Annotated in this window: 15 protein-coding genes and 1 pseudogene; 4 read left to right on the forward strand and 12 right to left on the reverse strand. The window is 74.4% G+C overall.

The genetic code is table 11. From position 1 onward, the window contains the following. Nucleotides 1-321, forward strand: a pseudogene (locus ETD96_RS46055) (hypothetical protein); the annotation flags it as partial. Nucleotides 322-371: 50 nt separating this feature from the next. Here the strand turns inward: ETD96_RS46055 and ETD96_RS26920 are convergent. From ETD96_RS26920 to ETD96_RS26930, 3 genes are all read right to left on the reverse strand, one after another. Continuing rightward, nucleotides 372-2,111: a serine/threonine-protein kinase gene (locus tag ETD96_RS26920; protein ID WP_138639283.1), complete on the reverse strand. Its 1,740-nt coding sequence runs from the start codon at nucleotides 2,109-2,111 to the stop codon at nucleotides 372-374. Nucleotides 2,112-2,256: 145 nt separating this feature from the next. After that, a complete protein-coding gene (gene recG / locus ETD96_RS26925; protein ID WP_138639284.1) occupies nucleotides 2,257-4,446 on the reverse strand; it encodes an ATP-dependent DNA helicase RecG in 2,190 nt (729 codons plus the stop codon). A 33-nt stretch (nucleotides 4,447-4,479) separates the two neighbouring features. Continuing rightward, nucleotides 4,480-6,066: a DAK2 domain-containing protein gene (locus tag ETD96_RS26930; RefSeq protein WP_138639285.1), complete on the reverse strand. Its 1,587-nt coding sequence runs from the start codon at nucleotides 6,064-6,066 to the stop codon at nucleotides 4,480-4,482. A gap of 172 nt (nucleotides 6,067-6,238) precedes the next feature. Here ETD96_RS26930 and rpmB point away from each other — a divergent pair, with 172 nt between their 5' ends. Continuing rightward, complete coding sequence (gene rpmB / locus ETD96_RS26935) at nucleotides 6,239-6,433, forward strand: 50S ribosomal protein L28 (protein ID WP_067632165.1); 195 nt, start codon at nucleotides 6,239-6,241, stop codon at nucleotides 6,431-6,433. A 127-nt stretch (nucleotides 6,434-6,560) separates the two neighbouring features. Here the strand turns inward: rpmB and thiD are convergent, their stop codons facing one another. The 3 genes from thiD to ETD96_RS26950 form a co-directional block, all read right to left on the reverse strand. Then, the gene (gene thiD / locus ETD96_RS26940; RefSeq protein WP_138639286.1) at nucleotides 6,561-7,373 is read right to left on the reverse strand and encodes a bifunctional hydroxymethylpyrimidine kinase/phosphomethylpyrimidine kinase; all 813 of its coding nucleotides are present in this window, start codon (nucleotides 7,371-7,373) and stop codon (nucleotides 6,561-6,563) included. A 32-nt stretch (nucleotides 7,374-7,405) separates the two neighbouring features. Beyond that, the gene (locus ETD96_RS26945) at nucleotides 7,406-8,263 is read right to left on the reverse strand and encodes a cellulose binding domain-containing protein (RefSeq protein ID WP_138639287.1); all 858 of its coding nucleotides are present in this window, start codon (nucleotides 8,261-8,263) and stop codon (nucleotides 7,406-7,408) included. A 101-nt stretch (nucleotides 8,264-8,364) separates the two neighbouring features. Further along, nucleotides 8,365-9,279: a thiamine-phosphate kinase gene (locus ETD96_RS26950; protein ID WP_138639288.1), complete on the reverse strand. Its 915-nt coding sequence runs from the start codon at nucleotides 9,277-9,279 to the stop codon at nucleotides 8,365-8,367. A gap of 134 nt (nucleotides 9,280-9,413) precedes the next feature. Between ETD96_RS26950 and ETD96_RS26955 the strand changes: the two genes are divergently transcribed. Together ETD96_RS26955 and ETD96_RS26960 are read left to right on the forward strand one after the other, a co-directional pair. Continuing rightward, entirely contained in the window at nucleotides 9,414-9,647 is a 234-nt protein-coding gene (locus tag ETD96_RS26955) for an Lrp/AsnC family transcriptional regulator (protein ID WP_138639289.1), read from the forward strand. Next, nucleotides 9,648-10,127, forward strand: a complete 480-nt coding sequence (locus ETD96_RS26960) for a DUF3515 domain-containing protein (protein ID WP_240808258.1) — start codon at nucleotides 9,648-9,650, stop codon at nucleotides 10,125-10,127. It begins immediately after the preceding gene. Nucleotides 10,128-10,161: 34 nt separating this feature from the next. Here the strand turns inward: ETD96_RS26960 and ETD96_RS26965 are convergent, their stop codons facing one another. From ETD96_RS26965 to ETD96_RS26990, 6 genes are read right to left on the reverse strand one after another with little or no spacing between them, the layout of a single operon-like run. Beyond that, nucleotides 10,162-10,713 carry a nuclear transport factor 2 family protein gene (locus tag ETD96_RS26965; protein WP_138639290.1) on the reverse strand — a complete coding sequence of 184 codons (552 nt, stop codon included), beginning with the start codon at nucleotides 10,711-10,713 and terminating at the stop codon, nucleotides 10,162-10,164. Then, nucleotides 10,713-10,907 carry a ferredoxin gene (locus tag ETD96_RS26970; RefSeq protein ID WP_138639291.1) on the reverse strand — a complete coding sequence of 65 codons (195 nt, stop codon included), beginning with the start codon at nucleotides 10,905-10,907 and terminating at the stop codon, nucleotides 10,713-10,715. The genes ETD96_RS26965 and ETD96_RS26970 overlap by 1 nt, the downstream gene beginning before the upstream one ends. Further along, entirely contained in the window at nucleotides 10,904-12,244 is a 1,341-nt protein-coding gene (locus ETD96_RS26975; RefSeq protein ID WP_138639292.1) for a cytochrome P450, read from the reverse strand. Before ETD96_RS26975 ends, ETD96_RS26970 begins: the two co-directional genes overlap by 4 nt. Beyond that, nucleotides 12,241-13,020: an SDR family oxidoreductase gene (locus ETD96_RS26980; RefSeq protein WP_138639293.1), complete on the reverse strand. Its 780-nt coding sequence runs from the start codon at nucleotides 13,018-13,020 to the stop codon at nucleotides 12,241-12,243. The genes ETD96_RS26975 and ETD96_RS26980 overlap by 4 nt, the downstream gene beginning before the upstream one ends. Then, nucleotides 13,020-14,216 (reverse strand): cytochrome P450, encoded by a 1,197-nt coding sequence (locus tag ETD96_RS26985; RefSeq protein WP_205719477.1) that lies wholly within the window; start codon nucleotides 14,214-14,216, stop codon nucleotides 13,020-13,022. Before ETD96_RS26985 ends, ETD96_RS26980 begins: the two co-directional genes overlap by 1 nt. A 10-nt stretch (nucleotides 14,217-14,226) precedes the next feature. Further along, nucleotides 14,227-14,814, reverse strand: coding sequence for a TetR/AcrR family transcriptional regulator (locus ETD96_RS26990; protein WP_240808260.1), 588 nt, complete (start codon nucleotides 14,812-14,814; stop codon nucleotides 14,227-14,229). Nucleotides 14,815-14,905: the final 91 nt, after the last annotated feature.

Raw genomic sequence — 14,905 nt, forward strand, 5'->3', positions numbered from 1 at the left:
CGCTCCCGCGCGCCCGTCGAACCGGGCGGGGACGGCCGCGCGTACTCCCCCACGTGCCGGGGATCGCGCCCGGGCACCGACGTGCGGACGCCGACATCGAGCGCGGACGAGGGTGACGTCCAGTGGACTCGGATGCCGCCGGAGCTGCCGTCCGGCACCGGCCTTGGCCCCGGCGCGACCGCCGCCGAGTTCACCCCGCCCCAGGGGTTGCCGTTCACCGGCACCGACGCGCTGCCGCTGGTGGCGCTCGGCCTCGCCGCCATCGGCGCGGGCAGCGCCGCGGTGGCCGCGACCCGCAGGCGCCACGCCCGCGAGTCCTGAGCCGCCCAGCCGAAGGGGCGTCCCCGCGCAGGGGGCGCCCTTTCGGCGTCTCAGAGCGCCTCGGACTTCGCGACCCTCCATCCGCCGCCCGCCCGTTCGAGCAGGAGGCGGCGCATCTCGACCGCGTCGCCGTCGGTGCAGCCGCCCTTGCACGCGCCGACCAGCACCAGGGCCGTGACCTGCTGCTCCGTCCCGCCCGCGCGCAGGCCGACCTCCAGCGGGGTCCCGCGCGCCACGGCCGGGTCGCCGGAGACCGCGCCGGCCGCTCCCCGCGCCTGCGTCCCCGGCCAGGTCGCGCCGGACATGTCGGCGCGGGGCGAGCCCGCCTTCAGCGAGTACAGGCTGTCGAGCAGCCACCCGCTTCCCTGCCTGACCACGGTCGCGCGCATCGGGTCCTGGAGGCGGGACGGGTCGGCGTTCTCGGCGCGCACCGTCCGCCGGACGTACGACAGGACGGTGACCTTGCCGTCCGCCGCCGACACGACGGCCGCGTCGACGACGTCCGCGGTGACCGAACCCTTCTTCTCGGTCAGCTCCGCGCGGTAGTCGCGCGTCGCGAGCTGCCGGTCGTAGTCGGCCCCGTACCGGCCCGTCGACGCCCGGTGCGCCGCCGCCACGTTCTGGTCGAAGCGGGCGTGGTCGAAGCTGAGCACCGCCTCGATCGCCTGGGTCGCGGGCGCGACCGCCTCGGCGGCGGCGGCGGGCGGGGCCGCGGTGCCGGTCTCCGCCCGCGCGGGCGCCTCACCGGAGCCGCCCGCCATCAGCGCCCACGCCGTCCCGCCCGCCGCGAGCGCGACCACCGCCGCCACCGCGGCGGCGACGCCCAGCCCGCGCCTGCGGTGCCGCGGCGGGACGGTCCGCGGCGGAGGCGCCCCGCCCGGATCGGTGCCGCCCGGCCGCGCGGGGGTCGGCAGCGGCAGCACCCGCGCGTCCCCGGCGAAGTGGGCGCCGGTGCTGAGCGGGCCCTCGTCCTCGGGCACGGCCTGCCCGCCGAGCAGGTCCAGCAGCACCCGCTGGGCCTCCGGGCGCAGCGCCGGGTCCTTCGCCAGGCAGGACGCGACGGCGCCGCGCAGCGACTCCGGCAGCGCCGACAGGTCCGGCTCGTAGTGCAGGATCCGGTGGAACACCGCGGAGATCGTGTCGTTGCCGAACGGGTGCCGCCCCGTCGCCGCGAACAGCATCGTCGCCGCCCAGGCGAACATGTCGACGCCGGTGCCGAGCTCGGCGTCGGTCACCTGTTCGGGCGCCATGTAGGACGGCGTCCCGACGACGCCGCTGCCCTTCGCCGCCGGGGCGCCGGCGATCCGCGCGATGCCGAAGTCGATGACGCGCGGGCCGTCCGGCCCCATCAGCACGTTGGACGGCTTGAAGTCGCGGTGCAGGATCCCCGCCCGGTGGATCGCCGCCAGCGCGGTCACGGTGCCGATCGCGAGCCGGTCGAGGTCGGTGCCGGTGCGCGGCCCGCGCTCGTGGACGAGCCCGCTGAGCGACGGCCCCGGCACGTACTCGCTCACCACGTACGGCAGGTCGCCGGAGATGTCGGCGTCGACGACCTGCGCCGTGCAGAACCCGGCGACGCGCCCGATCATCCGCATCTCGCGCTCGAACCGCGCCCGCCACTCGGGGCTGCGGCTGAACTGGTCGCGCAGCAGCTTCACCGCGGCCTGCGTCCCGTCCTCGCGGCGGCCGAGGTAGACGACGCTCTGCCCGCCCTCCCCGAGCCGTCCGGTCAGCTCGTACCGCCCGAGCCGCGCGGGGTCGCCGGGCGCCAAAGGGCCAACGGACGTCATGGGGAGCTCCTCCGTCGCGTACGGGCCGCCACCGGGACCCGTACCCTCGCGAGCCCCCGATGGCCCCTCACCATCCACTCACGTTAGACCTCTGTGATCAACCGTGTGTCCGGAGTGAGCGGCGGCGAGGCCGGCGCGCGGCGAGCTAGGTCTTCTCCAGGAAGTCGGCGCGGTCCTCGTCCAGGAGGGAGGACAGGACGGTGGCGAGGCCGGGATGATCGGCCAGATCGGGGTCGGCGTCGACGAGCGCCGTCGCCTCCTCGCGGGCGTCGCGGATCACGTCCTCGTCCCGCTGCAGGGTCAGCAGCCGCAGGCTGGACGCGCGGCCCGCCTGCGCGGCGCCCAGCACGTCGCCCTCGCGGCGCTGCTCCAGGTCGAGCCGCGACAGCTCGAACCCGTCGGTGGTGGACGCGACGGCGTCGAGCCGCTCGCGGGCCTTGCTGCCCGGCTCCGCCTCGGTGACCAGCAGGCACAGGCCGTGCAGCGACCCGCGCCCGACCCGGCCGCGCAGCTGGTGGAGCTGGGAGACGCCGAACCGGTCGGCGTCCATGATGACCATGACGGTGGCGTTGGGGACGTCCACGCCGACCTCGATGACGGTGGTGGCGAGCAGGACGTCGAGCTCCCGCTCGGTGAAGCGGCGCATCACCGCGTCCTTCTCGTCGGGGTGCAGCTTGCCGTGCAGGACGCCGATGCGCAGCCCGGCGAGCAGCTCCTCCAGCTTCGGCAGCACCTCCATGATGCCGAGCGGCGACCTGCGCTCCCCCTCCTCGGCGGCGACGGCGTCGCCCTCGTCGCCCTCCTGCTCGCCGATGCGCGGGCAGACGATGTAGACCTGCCGGCCCTTCTCCGCCTCCTCCTTGATGCGCTCCCAGATGCGCGCGAAGAACGCGGGCTTCTCCGGCGGCACCACATGGGTCTGGATCTCCGACCGCCCGGCCGGGAGCTGCCCGAGGACCGAGGTCTCCAGGTCGCCGAACACGGTCATCGCGACCGTCCGCGGGATCGGCGTCGCCGTCATCACCAGGACGTGCGGGCGCCCGCCGTCGACCTTCTCGCGCAGCGCGTCGCGCTGCTCGACGCCGAAGCGGTGCTGCTCGTCGACGACGACGAGGCCGAGGTCGGCGAACTGGACGCTCTCCTGCAGCAGCGCGTGGGTGCCGACGACGATCCCGGCGGCGCCGGACGCGGCGTCCAGCAGCGCCTCCTTGCGCGCCTTCGCGCCCAGCGACCCGGTCAGCAGCGCCACGCGGGTGGCGTGCTCGGCCCCGCCGAGCTGCCCCGCCTGCGCGAGGTCGCCGAGCATCCCGGTGATCGAGCGGTAGTGCTGCTGCGCGAGGACCTCCGTCGGCGCGAGCAGCGCGGCCTGCCCGCCGCCGTCCACGACCTGCAGCATCGCCCGCAGCGCGACAATCGTCTTGCCGGCTCCGACGTCGCCCTGGAGGAGGCGGTGCATCGGGTGCTCCTTGGCCAGGTCGGCGGCGATCTCGTCGCCGACCTTGCGCTGGCCCTTGGTGAGCTCGAACGGCAGGCGCGCGTCGAACTCCGCCTGGACGCCGCCGAACGCCGGCGGGCGCGGCTTGGCGGGCAGCGCGGCGGCGGCGAGCCGGCGCTGGGCGAGCGCGACCTGGACGACGAACGCCTCGTCCCATTTCAGGCGCTTCTTGGCGCGGCCCAGCTCCTCCCAGCTCTTGGGGCGGTGGATGCCCTCGTACGCCTCCCGCAGCCCGATCAGGCCGCGCCGCTGGAGCAGGGCGTCCGGCATCGGGTCGGCGGGCAGGTCCAGATGGGTCAGGACGGTCTCGACGGACGTGCCGATCGTCTCGATGGGCAGCGCCTTCGTGGACGGGTAGATCGGGATGATCTCGTCCGCCCACTCCTGCGCGGCCTGCTCGGCGCTCCGCTCGTGGACGACCTTGTACTGCGGGTGGGCGAGCTGCCGGACGACGTTCCCGCTGCGCGGCCGGTAGGTGCTGATCTTTCCGGCGAACAGCCCGCGGGTGCCGGGCGACAGGTCCTTCTCGGCCCGGTAGGAGCCCTTGCGGCCGAAGAAGCTCAGCTTGAGCTGCCCGGTCCCGTCGGTGACGGTGATCTCCAGGACGTAGCCGGGGCTGCGGGTCAGGGTGCGGCCCTGCACCTTGACGACCTCCGCCATGACCGTGACGTGCTCGCCGTCCTCCAGCCCGCTGAGCTGGGTCAGCTCGCCCCGGTGGGCGTAGCGGCGCGGGTAGTGGTGCAGCAGGTCGCCGACCGTGTGCAGGTCGAGGCCCTTCTCCAGCGCCTTGGCCGTCTTGTCGCCGAGGACCTTGCGCAACGGCTCGTCGAGATTCGCCACGCACTCTTTTCTAGCCCATGGGCACGACGGGAATCATTCGACGCCGATGAGGAGGGGGTGGCGTTCCTGCCCGCCCGCGTAGACGCCGACCTCCACATCGGGATGCTCCCGGCGCAAGTGCTCCCCGAGCGCGTCGGCCAGGCCGTCCGGAGCCCGCGCGCCGACGATCAGCGTGACGAGTTCGCCGCCGCCGGACAGCATCCGGTCGAGGACGCCCCGCGCCACGGCGGCGACGTCCGCGCCGATCGTCGCGACATCGCCCTCGATCAGGCCGAGGACGTCGCCCGGCCGGCACAGCCCGACGCTGGTCACCGCCTCCTCCTCGGCGACCTCAAGCCGGCCCGAGCGGGTCGCGCCGGCGGCGCGGGTCATCTCGATCACGTCCTCACCGAAGCGGCGCAGCGGATCGTGCACCGCCAGCGCCGCCAGCCCCTGGACGGACGCCTTGGTCGGCACCACCGCGATCCGCGCGCCGCCGTCCCGCGCCCGCTCCGCCGCGGCCTCGGCGAGCGCGAGCACCTCGGGCTCGTTCGGCAGCACGGCCACCTCGTCGCCCGCCGCCAGGATCGCCTCCGCCAGCACCGCGAGGGGCGGGACCGCGCCCGGCTCGCGGCGGACGACCCGCGCCCCGCCCTCCTCGAACAGCGCGGCGAGCCCGCCCGCGGCGGTCACGGCGATCACCGCGCGGCCGGTGTGCGGGGCGTGCGGCTCCTCCGGGTCCGCGTGCAGGCAGCTGACGCGGATGCGGTGCGGACGCCCGGCCGCCATGCCCGCCTCGATCGCGGCGCCGGCGTCGTCCACGTGGACGTGGACGTTCCACAGCCCGTCGCCGCCGACCACGACGAGCGAGTCCCCGAGGCCGTCGAGCCGTCCGCGCAGGTCGTGGACGGCGCCGTCCGGCGCGTCGAGCAGGTACATCACCTCGTAGCCGGGGCCCTGCGGCTCCGGGCGCTCGGGCGGGGGCGCCGTCGCGGCGGCGCGCGCGGGCACCTCGTACCGCTCGGGGTACTCCTCGGTGACCACGGCGGCCAGGGCGTCGAGGACCACGCAGAGCCCGGCCGCGCCCGCGTCGACCACGCCGCTGCGGGCCAGCACGTCCAGCTGGCCGGTGGTGCGGCGCAGCGCCCGCCGGGCCCCGTCCGCGACGCACCGGCACGCCGCGGGGAGCCCGGCCCCGCCGGCCGCCCCCGCCTCGGCGGCCTCGGCGAGGACGCTGAGGATCGTCCCCTCCACCGGATGCTCGACGGCGCCCCGGGCCAGCTCGGAGGCGTGCCCGAGCGCTCCGGCGAACGCCGCGCCGTCCGGCGGCGCCGCCAGCGGGCCGAGGACGTCGGCGAGGCCCCGGAACACCTGGCTGAGGATCACACCGGAGTTGCCCCGCGCGCCGAGCAGCGCGCCGCGCGCGAGCGCCCGCCACGTCTCGGCGGGGCCCGCGGCGGCCGGCAGCGCGTCCAGCGCCTCCGCCGCCGCGATCACGGTCAGGTGCAGGTTGGTGCCGGTGTCGCCGTCCGGGACGGGGAACACGTTGAGCGCGTCGATCTCGCCCCTGGTGCGGCCGAGCGCGTCCGCCGCCAGCCGGCACCACCGGCGCACCGCCGGACCGTCGAGGACCTCGCCCAAAGACCGCTCCCCTCCCCATCCGCGATTCGCCTACCGACTGGCTGTCGGCTAATCTGATCCGTGCGCCTCGTCCGAGGCGCTCGTCAGTGAGCACCCATGATGCCCGGCCCGCCCCGCCGGCGGCACCGGGGCGGCGCTCCGGTCAGAGCATCGATACCACTTGGAGTTTCCCGTGGCTTCCGTCTGCGACGTCTGCGGCAAGGGACCCGGTTTCGGCATGCGCGTCTCCCACTCGCACCGCCGCACCCCGCGCCGCTGGAACCCCAACATCCAGCGCGTGCGCGCCGTCGTGAACGGCAGCACCAAGCGCATCAATGCCTGCACGTCCTGCATCAAGGCCGGCAAGATCGTCAAGCCGACGGTCTGACCCGCCCCGGCGGCGCCACAACCGCACAGGACTCCGAGTCGGCCCATCGAACCCGATGGGCCGATTTTCGCATGCCCGGACACAAAAGCCACCCCGGCCGAGCCCGCGCGCGGCCGGGGTGTGGTGGTCAGGGGCGGTGGCGCCAGGCGTGGTCTACCGGGCCGATGCCGCTGCCCAGGGGGAAGCCCGCGGCGATGGCGCCCGTCACGTACTGCTTGGCCTTCGCTACCGCCGTGGGGACGTCATCGCCCAGGGCCAGGTTGGACGCGATCGCGGACGCGAGCGTGCAGCCGGTGCCGTGGGTGTGGCGGTTGTCGTGCCTCGGCGCGGTGAAGCGGTGCTCGTGCTCGCCGTCGAACAGCAGGTCGGCGGGCTCGCCGGGGAGGTGGCCGCCCTTGATCAGCACCCAGCGCGGGCCGAGGGCCTTGACCGCCTCGGCGGCCTCGCGCAGACCGGACTCGTCCACGACCTTGACGCCGGTGAGCTGCTCGACCTCGTACAGGTTCGGCGTGACGACGGTCGCGACCGGGAGCAGGGCGGTGCGGACGGCGTCGACCGCGTCGGGCGCGAGCAGCGAGTCGCCGTGCTTGGAGACGCCGACCGGGTCGACGACGGCGGGCGCGTCGGTGGCGGCGATGGCCTCGGCGGCGATCTCGACCAGTGCCGTGGAGGCCAGCATGCCGGTCTTGATCGCGTGCACGCCGATGTCGGACAGGACGGAGTCGAGCTGCGCGCGCACCGCCTCGGGCGGGAGCTCCCAGTAGCCCTGGACGCCGAGGGAGTTCTGCGCGGTGACGGCGGCGATGACGCTCATCCCGTGGACGCCGTGGGCGAGCATGGTCTTCAGGTCCGCCTGGATGCCGGCGCCGCCGCCGGAGTCCGAGCCCGCGATGGTGAGCGCGAGGGGCGGGGTCTTCGACGCGGACGAAGTATGCGACATGCCGTCCACCTTATGGTGGTTTCGGCGTTTGCTCAGATCAGGGCGCAGGGGAGCTTGTTCAGCACGCAGGTGGTCGGCTTGGAGGCGGCGGTGCCCTGCGCGGTGAACACGAGGCGGACGGTGTCGCCGGGAGCGATCGCGCTGCGGCCCCGGACGAAGGCGAGGGAACCGGTCCGCACGACGGTGGCGCCGCTGATCGCGGTGACCGACGCGTCGGGGATCTTGAAGGCGAGGGCCCACTTCGGGACGGGCGCCTGACCCTTGTTGGCGATGGTCGCGGTGGCCTTGAAGCCGCCGGGCCGCTTCGAGGCGACCTTGAAGGAGATGACCAGGCCGTCGGCGCGGGCGTTGCCGCGTCCGGCGCGCTCCCCCGGCCCGCGCTGGGAGACCTGGCTGTCGCGGGGGTTGCTCTGCGTGTCGCGGGGGGCGCCGCCGCCGCCCGCGAAGTTGAGCGATATCTGCTGCGTGCTCAGCGCGTAGGAGACCGATCCGACCGCGACGACGAGCGCGACGATCGGCAGCAGCGGGAGCGGGAGTTTCGCGATGAACTTCGTGAGGCCGCGCCCGCCGTCGGGTTCGGGGGCGGCGCCCGCCTGGGGCCGGTCGAGCGGCCCGTCGAGGGGGTCTTCGGGAGCGTAGGCGGGGTCGGGAGCGCCGGGATGGTCGCCGGGGTAGTCCCCGGGCAGCGGGTCGAAGCGGTACCCCTCGGGGGCGGGCGGAGGCCCCGACCTGGGCCGTTCGTACGACGACACGAAGACGCGGTCGTCGGTGGGCCCGGAGAACGCCTGGTAGGACGGGTCGACCGGAGCCGCGTAGTACGGCTCCCGGGATGCCGAGGCGCCCGGTACGGGTTCATCGTCCGGTCGCTCGTGCCTCGTGTGTCGTCCCATCCCATCCCTCTTCGATCACAGGATGTATACCAAACCAGCCCCAAACCTGCCTACCGGATGCGTCAACGCACACGGCTGTACGCGGTGCGTGCACCCGCCGTTCAGACGGCGAAATGGTCCCACGCGCCGGGCGGCGGTTCGCGGCCGTCCACGCGCACTCCCGAACCCGCCGCCACGGTCCCGATCCGCGACCAGGACGCCGGGACGGCGCCCGGGAACGTCGCGGCGAACGCGTGGTCCTCGCCGCCGGTGAGCGCGTGCCTCAGCCCGTCGGGGCCGAGGATCTCCGGGACGGGCACGGCCGCGGAGTCGATCTCGATGCGCACGCCGCCGGCGTCGGCGATGTGGCCGAGGTCCTGGACGAGCCCGTCCGACACGTCCAGCAGGGCGGTGGCGCCGTGGGCGCGGGCCTCGTCCCCGGCCTCGTAGGGCGGTTCGGGGCGCCGGTGGGCGGCGATCAGCTCGGCGGGCCCGTCGCGCCCCTCGGTGAGCAGCGCGAGGCCGGCGGAGGCGTAGCCGAGCCTGCCGCGGACGGCGACGGCGTCGCCGGGGCGGGCGCCGGACCGGGTGAGCGGCGCCGCGCCGCCGAGATCGCCGAGCGCGGTGATCGCGAGGGTGATCCGCGGCGCGGACACGACGTCGCCGCCCGCGACCGAGGCCCCGGCGGCGCGGCACTCGTCGGCGAGCCCGTCGTACAGCGCCTCCGCCCAGTCCGCGGGGGTCTCGGGCGGGGCCGCGAAGCCGACCAGGAGGGCGGTCGGCCGGGCGCCCATCGCGACGACGTCGGCGAGGTTCTGCGCGGCGGCCTTGCGCCCGATGTCGTACGGACCGGACCAGTCGAGGCGGAAGTGCCGCCCCTGCACGAGCAGGTCGGTGGTGGCGACGACGCGCCCGTCCGGCGCGGCGACCACGGCCGCGTCGTCGCCGGGGCCGAGCCGGACCGCCGGGCCCTGCGGCAGCCGCCGCGTCAGCCGGTCGATCAATCCGAACTCGCCCAGCTCGCCGATCGTGCCCATCCGCGTCCGTTCCCCCGTGTTCCGCCAGCTCGCGCCGCCCCGCCGGGGCACCCGGCACCCCGGAACCCCGCGACGGCGCGTAACACGATACGGTGAACCGTCCGACGGCAGATTCTCCGCTTGGGGAGGACGTGATGGTGCAGGCCTACATCCTCATCCAGACCGAAGTCGGTAAGGCCGCCGAGGTGGCGAGCCACATCTCCGGCGTGACGGGCGTCACCCTGGCGGAGGACGTCACGGGGCCCTATGACGTGATCGTCCGCGCGGAGGCGCGCAACGTCGACGAGCTGGGCAGGCTCGTGGTGGCGCAGATCCAGGCGATCGAGGGCATCACCCGCACGCTCACCTGCCCGATCGTGCACATCTAGATGGTCTTTCCGGGGGGAGCGGGGCGGCGGCGCCTCGCGGCGGTGCTGCTCGCCGGGCCGATGGTGCTGGTCGCGGCCTGCGGCGACGGCGCCGTGCAGGTGCCCGTGCCGAGCCCGGACGCGGCCGTCGCGCGGCTGTGCGAGGGCCTGCGGCTGCCCGCGAAGGTGCGCGGGCAGGAGCGCCGCGACACCTCCCCCGACTCGCCGCTCACCGCCGCGTGGGGGTCGCCCGCGATCGCGCTGCGCTGCGGCGTGCCCCGGCCCGCGGCGCTGCAGCCCGCGTCCGAGCTGGTGACGATCAACGGGGTCGACTGGTTCGGGGTGCCCGCCGACCGACCGGTCACCTTCACGGCGGTCGGCCGGCAGGCGTACGTCGAGGTGACGGTGCCGCCGAAGTACAACCCGGCCGGGGACGTGCTGATCGAGCTCGGGCCGTCGATCAAGGCGACGATCCCGCCGAAGCCGGAGGGCCAGATCTGACCCGCCGGCCGCGGTCACCCGGCCGGGCCCGCGGTCACCAGATCGGGACGGGGCTCTCGCCGCGCCGGTAGTAGCCGGGGATCGGCTCGCCGGCCGCGGCCCGGTCGAGGCGCCGCTTCATCCCGTCCGACAGCACCCCCGCCTTCATCATCTCCACGAACACCGAGGTGACGTTGCCGAGGTCGAACCAGTCGCGCTGCCACGACCACCGCCGGTTCCCGGCGTAGCGGAACCAGGACCCGCCGATGCCGAGCACCTCGTAGGGCGTCCCGTCGGGGCGGGCGGCGTCGGCGACCTGCTTCCAGAACCCGACGACCTCGCCCTTCACCTCGTCGACGAGGATGCTCTGGTACGGGTACGTCCATCCGTCGAGGCCGCCCATCTCCGAGCCGAGCGCGAGGTCGCGGATCTCGTCCCGGCCGACGGCCATGAAGTCCTGGTCGGGGCCGATGTTCCAGCCGTAGGTGGCGTCCTCGGTGTAGAGGTCGGCCAGCGGACGCCAGTCGCCGGCCTCCTCGCAGCGGCGGTTCTCGGCCAGCCAGTGCTCGACCATCGCGTCGAGCTCTTCACGGGGGAACGAGGGCATCACGTCTCCAGCAGTCTGAGGGCCTGGGTGGGGCAGTAGCGGACGGCGGCGGCGACCTCGGGGCGCAGATCGTCGGGGGGTTCGGCGTCGAGGACCCGCACCTTGCCCTTGTGCGGGACCTCGAAGACGTCGGGGGCCTCCAGTTCGCACATGGCGTGGCCCTGGCACAGGTCCAGGTCGGCCTCGACCCTCACCGCCGCCTCCTGCGGTAGCGGACGGCGCACGGCTGGGCGAGCTGGACGACCATCTTGGAGTGGTCGTTGCGGTAGGTCTCCGGCGGCTGCGCGGCCTCGAACTCCCAGTCCCGCAGCAGCACCGAGAAGATGGCCTTGAGCTGCATCATCGCGAAGTTCGCGCCGACGCAGCGGTGCCGGCCGGCGCCGAACGGCACCCACGTCCAGCGGTTGAGGAGGTCCTCCTCGCGGGGCGCGATGTAGCGGTCGGGGACGAACGCGTCCGGGTCGGGGAAGTCGCTCTCGATGCGGTTGGAGACGGCGAGGCTGCAGCCGACCATCGTCCCGGCGGGGATGCGGTGGCCGAGCACCTCCTGGTCGGACTGCGCGACTCGCAGCAGCAGGATCAGCGGCGGGTGCAGCCGCAGCGCCTCCTTGATCGCCGACTCCAGCCGGGGGATGGCGCGCAGCGCCTGGAAGGAGACCTCGCGGCCGTCGGCGTACAGCTCGTCCAGTTCCGCGACGACGCCGCTCAGCACCTCGGGGTGGCGGAGCAGCTCGATGAGCGTCCAGGCGGCGGTGCCGGACGTGGTGTGGTGCCCGGCGAACATCATCGAGATGAACATGCCGGTGACCTGGTCGGCGTCGAACTTCAGCGTCCCGTCCGGGTCCTTGATGGACATCAGGACGTCGAGGAGGTCGCGGTCCTCCTTCGGCGGGCGCGGGTCCCGGCCGTCCATGATCCCCTGGACGAGCTCGACGAGCGCGGCCCGCGCGGCGTCCCGCTTGCGGAAGCTCTCGATGTCGGCGTGCGGGTCGACGTAGGCGATGGCGTCGGTGCCGCGTTCGAGGTCGTGGTACAGGTCGGCGAACCGGCGGTCGAGCTGCTCGCGGAACTTGCGCCCGATCAGGCACGCCGACGAGGTGTAGATCGTCAGCTCGGCGAAGAAGTCGAGCAGGTCGATCTCGCCCTCGTCGCCCCAGCCGGCGATCATCCGGTCGACCTCGGCGGAGATCGTCGCGGCGTGGCCCTTCATGAACGAGCCCTTGAGCGCCTGGTTGTGCAGGGCCTCGCGGCGCTGCTCGGGGGTGGCGTCGAACACCACGCCCTCGCCGAAGATCGGCGTCATGAACGGGTACGCCTCGGCCTGGTCGAGTTCCTCGTCGGGGGCGCGGAAGAAGAACTCGTTGGCCTCGGCGCCCGACAGCAGCACGACCCGCCGCCCGGCGAGCACGAACTCGCCGACGTCGCCGCACTCCTCCCGGACCCGGCGCATCAGCCCGATCGGGTCCGAGCGCAGCTCCTCCAGGTGGTCGGGCCCGCCCGACACGGTGCGCGGCTCCACCAACGCTGTCATGACTCCTCCAGGGGGGCTTCGGGCTGAACTTCGACGAGCCGGAGATGGGCGCCGCGCGGGGTCGCGACGATCGCGGCGACGGCGGCGGCGACGTCGGAGGGGCGCAGGAAGTACGGGTGGCGGGCGTGGCCCCACTTCACCCAGTCCTCCAGGACGGCGCCGGTGGTGTCGGCGTCCCAGGTCATGCCCATGCCGGTCGCGGTGGGGCCGGGCCGGACGATGGACGCGCGGACGCCCGTCCCCTCCAGTTCCATCTGCATCGTGCGGGCCATGCCCTCGACGCCGTTCTTGGCGGCGACGTAGGCGCCCGTCCAGGAGCGCGGGGCGGGGACGGTGTCGGACGAGATGAACACGATGTCGCCGCGCCGCCGTCCCACCATCCCCGGGACGAAGTGCGACACGAGCCGGTGCGCGCCGACGAGGTGGACCTCGATCTGCGCGGCGAACGCGTCGGAGCCGATCTCGTGCAGGCGCCCGGCGGCCAGGTCGCCGGCGCCGGAGACGACGACCTCGATCGGGCCGAGCGCGTCGCCGGCGGCCGCCGCGAACGCCTTGACGGAGTCGGCGTCGGCGACGTCCAGCGGGTGCGCGAACGCCTCTCCCCCGCCGGCCCGGATCGTCGCGGCCAGTTCCTCGCACTTGTCGAGGCGCCGCGCGCCGAGCGCGACCGGGTGCCCGGCCATCGCCAGCGCGGTCGCCGTCGCCGCGCCGATCCCGGACGACGCGCCGGCCACGACGGCGGGCCGCCGCTCGGGATGGGGGTCGAACCTGGGCATCACCGCACCTCCACGCGGACGGGCAGGGACGCGAAGCCGCGCACGTTCACCGAGTGGACCCGCTCGGCGTTCGCGTGGTCGACCTCGTAGGACCGGACGCGCCGGACGAACTCCGTCAGCGCGATCCGCGCCTCCAGCCGGGCCAGGTTGGCGCCGAGGCAGAAGTGCCGGCCGCCGCCGAAGCTGACGAGCTGGGAGGTGTCGCGGTCGAGGTCGTAGGCGTCGGCGTCGGCGAACACGCGCGGGTCGCGGTTGGCGGACCCGACGAGCAGCAGCATCCGGTCGCCCGCGGGGACCCGCCGGCCGTGCAGCTCGACGTCCTTCACGACCTTCCGGGCCAGCATCTGGCTGGAGGTGTCGTAACGGAGCGTCTCCTCCACCCAGTCGTCGACCCGCGCCGGGTCGCCGAGGGGCTTCGCCGCCTGGCCGGGGTTGCGCGCCCCCCAGTACAGGGCGTTGGCGAGCAGCTTGGTCGTGGTCTCGTTGCCGGCGACGACCATCAGGAACAGGAACGCGATGACCTCGGTGTCGTCCAGCCGGTCGCCGTCGAGCTCGGCCTCCAGCAGCGCCGAGGTCAGGTCGGCGGCGGGCGTGCGGCGCCGTTCGGCGACCATGTCCTGGTAGTAGCCGACGAGGGTGAGCGCGGCGTCCATCCCGGCGGGCGGGACGTCGTTGAGGCCCTCCTCGCGGTGCACGACCGTGTCGGCGAGGCGGCGGACCTCGACCCGGTCGGCCTCGGGGACGCCCATCATCTCGGAGATGACGTCCATGGGCAGCAGCCCGGCGAAGTCGGAGACGAAGTCGAACTCGCCCTTCTCCAGGGCGGGCTCCAGATGGCGGAGGGTCAGCGCGCGGATGCCGTCCTGCATCTCCTTGACCCGCCGCGGCGTGAAGCCCTTGGACACCAGCGCGCGCATCCGCGTGTGGCGTGGCGGGTCGAGCGCCAGGAACGACATCGTCCGGTGCGCGTGCGGGCCCCAGGCGCTCGGCTCCACCGAGACGCCGTGGGAGTTGGAGAACGTGCCGTGGTCGCGGAACGCCGCCGCGACGTCCGCGTGCCGGGACAGCGCCCAGAAGCCGATCTCGTCGTTGCGGTAGAGGGGCGCCTCCTCGCGGAGGCGCGCGTAGAGGGGGTAGGGGTCCTCGTGGACGGCGTAGTCGAACGGGCTGTAGGAGACCTGCGCAGCAGGGTCCACGGCCGTCACCTCACTCGGGGGGTTCGGGCAGGATGAGCTCTGCCATCTCGGCGAGCCGGTCGGCCATGCGGGCGTAGGACGTGTAGCCCATGCCCGCGTGCACGAGCGCGCCGGTGTAGGCCAGCTCCAGCGCGCCGAGGATCTTGGGGTCGTCGTGGTCGCGGAGCGCGGCGCGCAGCCGCTCGCGGATCGCGACGCCGATCCGCACCCGCAGTTCCCGGACGTCGGGGTCGGTGCCGAGCAGCGCGGTGGTGCACGCCGCCGCCAGCTCCGGCTCGTCCGACACCAGCAGGGCGATCTCGCGCAGCACCTCCACCACGCGTTCGAGCAGCGTGCCGTCGGCCTCCACCGGCGGCAGCGCGCTGAGCCGCCGCCAGAACACCTCGGTGATGAGATGGTTCTTGGAGGCGAAGTAGGTGTAGGCGGTCGCGGGGGCGACCCCGGCGCGCCTGGCCACGTTGCGGACGGTCAGTCCCTCGTAGCCGGTCTCGCCGACCTCCTCCACGGCGGCGTCGGTCAGCCGCCGCACCGTGTCGGCCTGCCGCTCGGTGAGGCGGCGGCGGGTGGGCTCGGTCGTCAGCTCCTGGTTTCCGGACACGTGTCCAGACATTAGTTCAGCGATGCGGGATGCGCAACGGCGGCACGCGGCCGGGCCGGCGGGAGGACGGCAGATGGTGACGGGGTGGGGC

The sequence above is a fragment of the Actinomadura geliboluensis genome (assembly GCF_005889745.1).
GTDB classification, from domain to species: Bacteria; Actinomycetota; Actinomycetes; order Streptosporangiales; family Streptosporangiaceae; genus Spirillospora; species Spirillospora geliboluensis.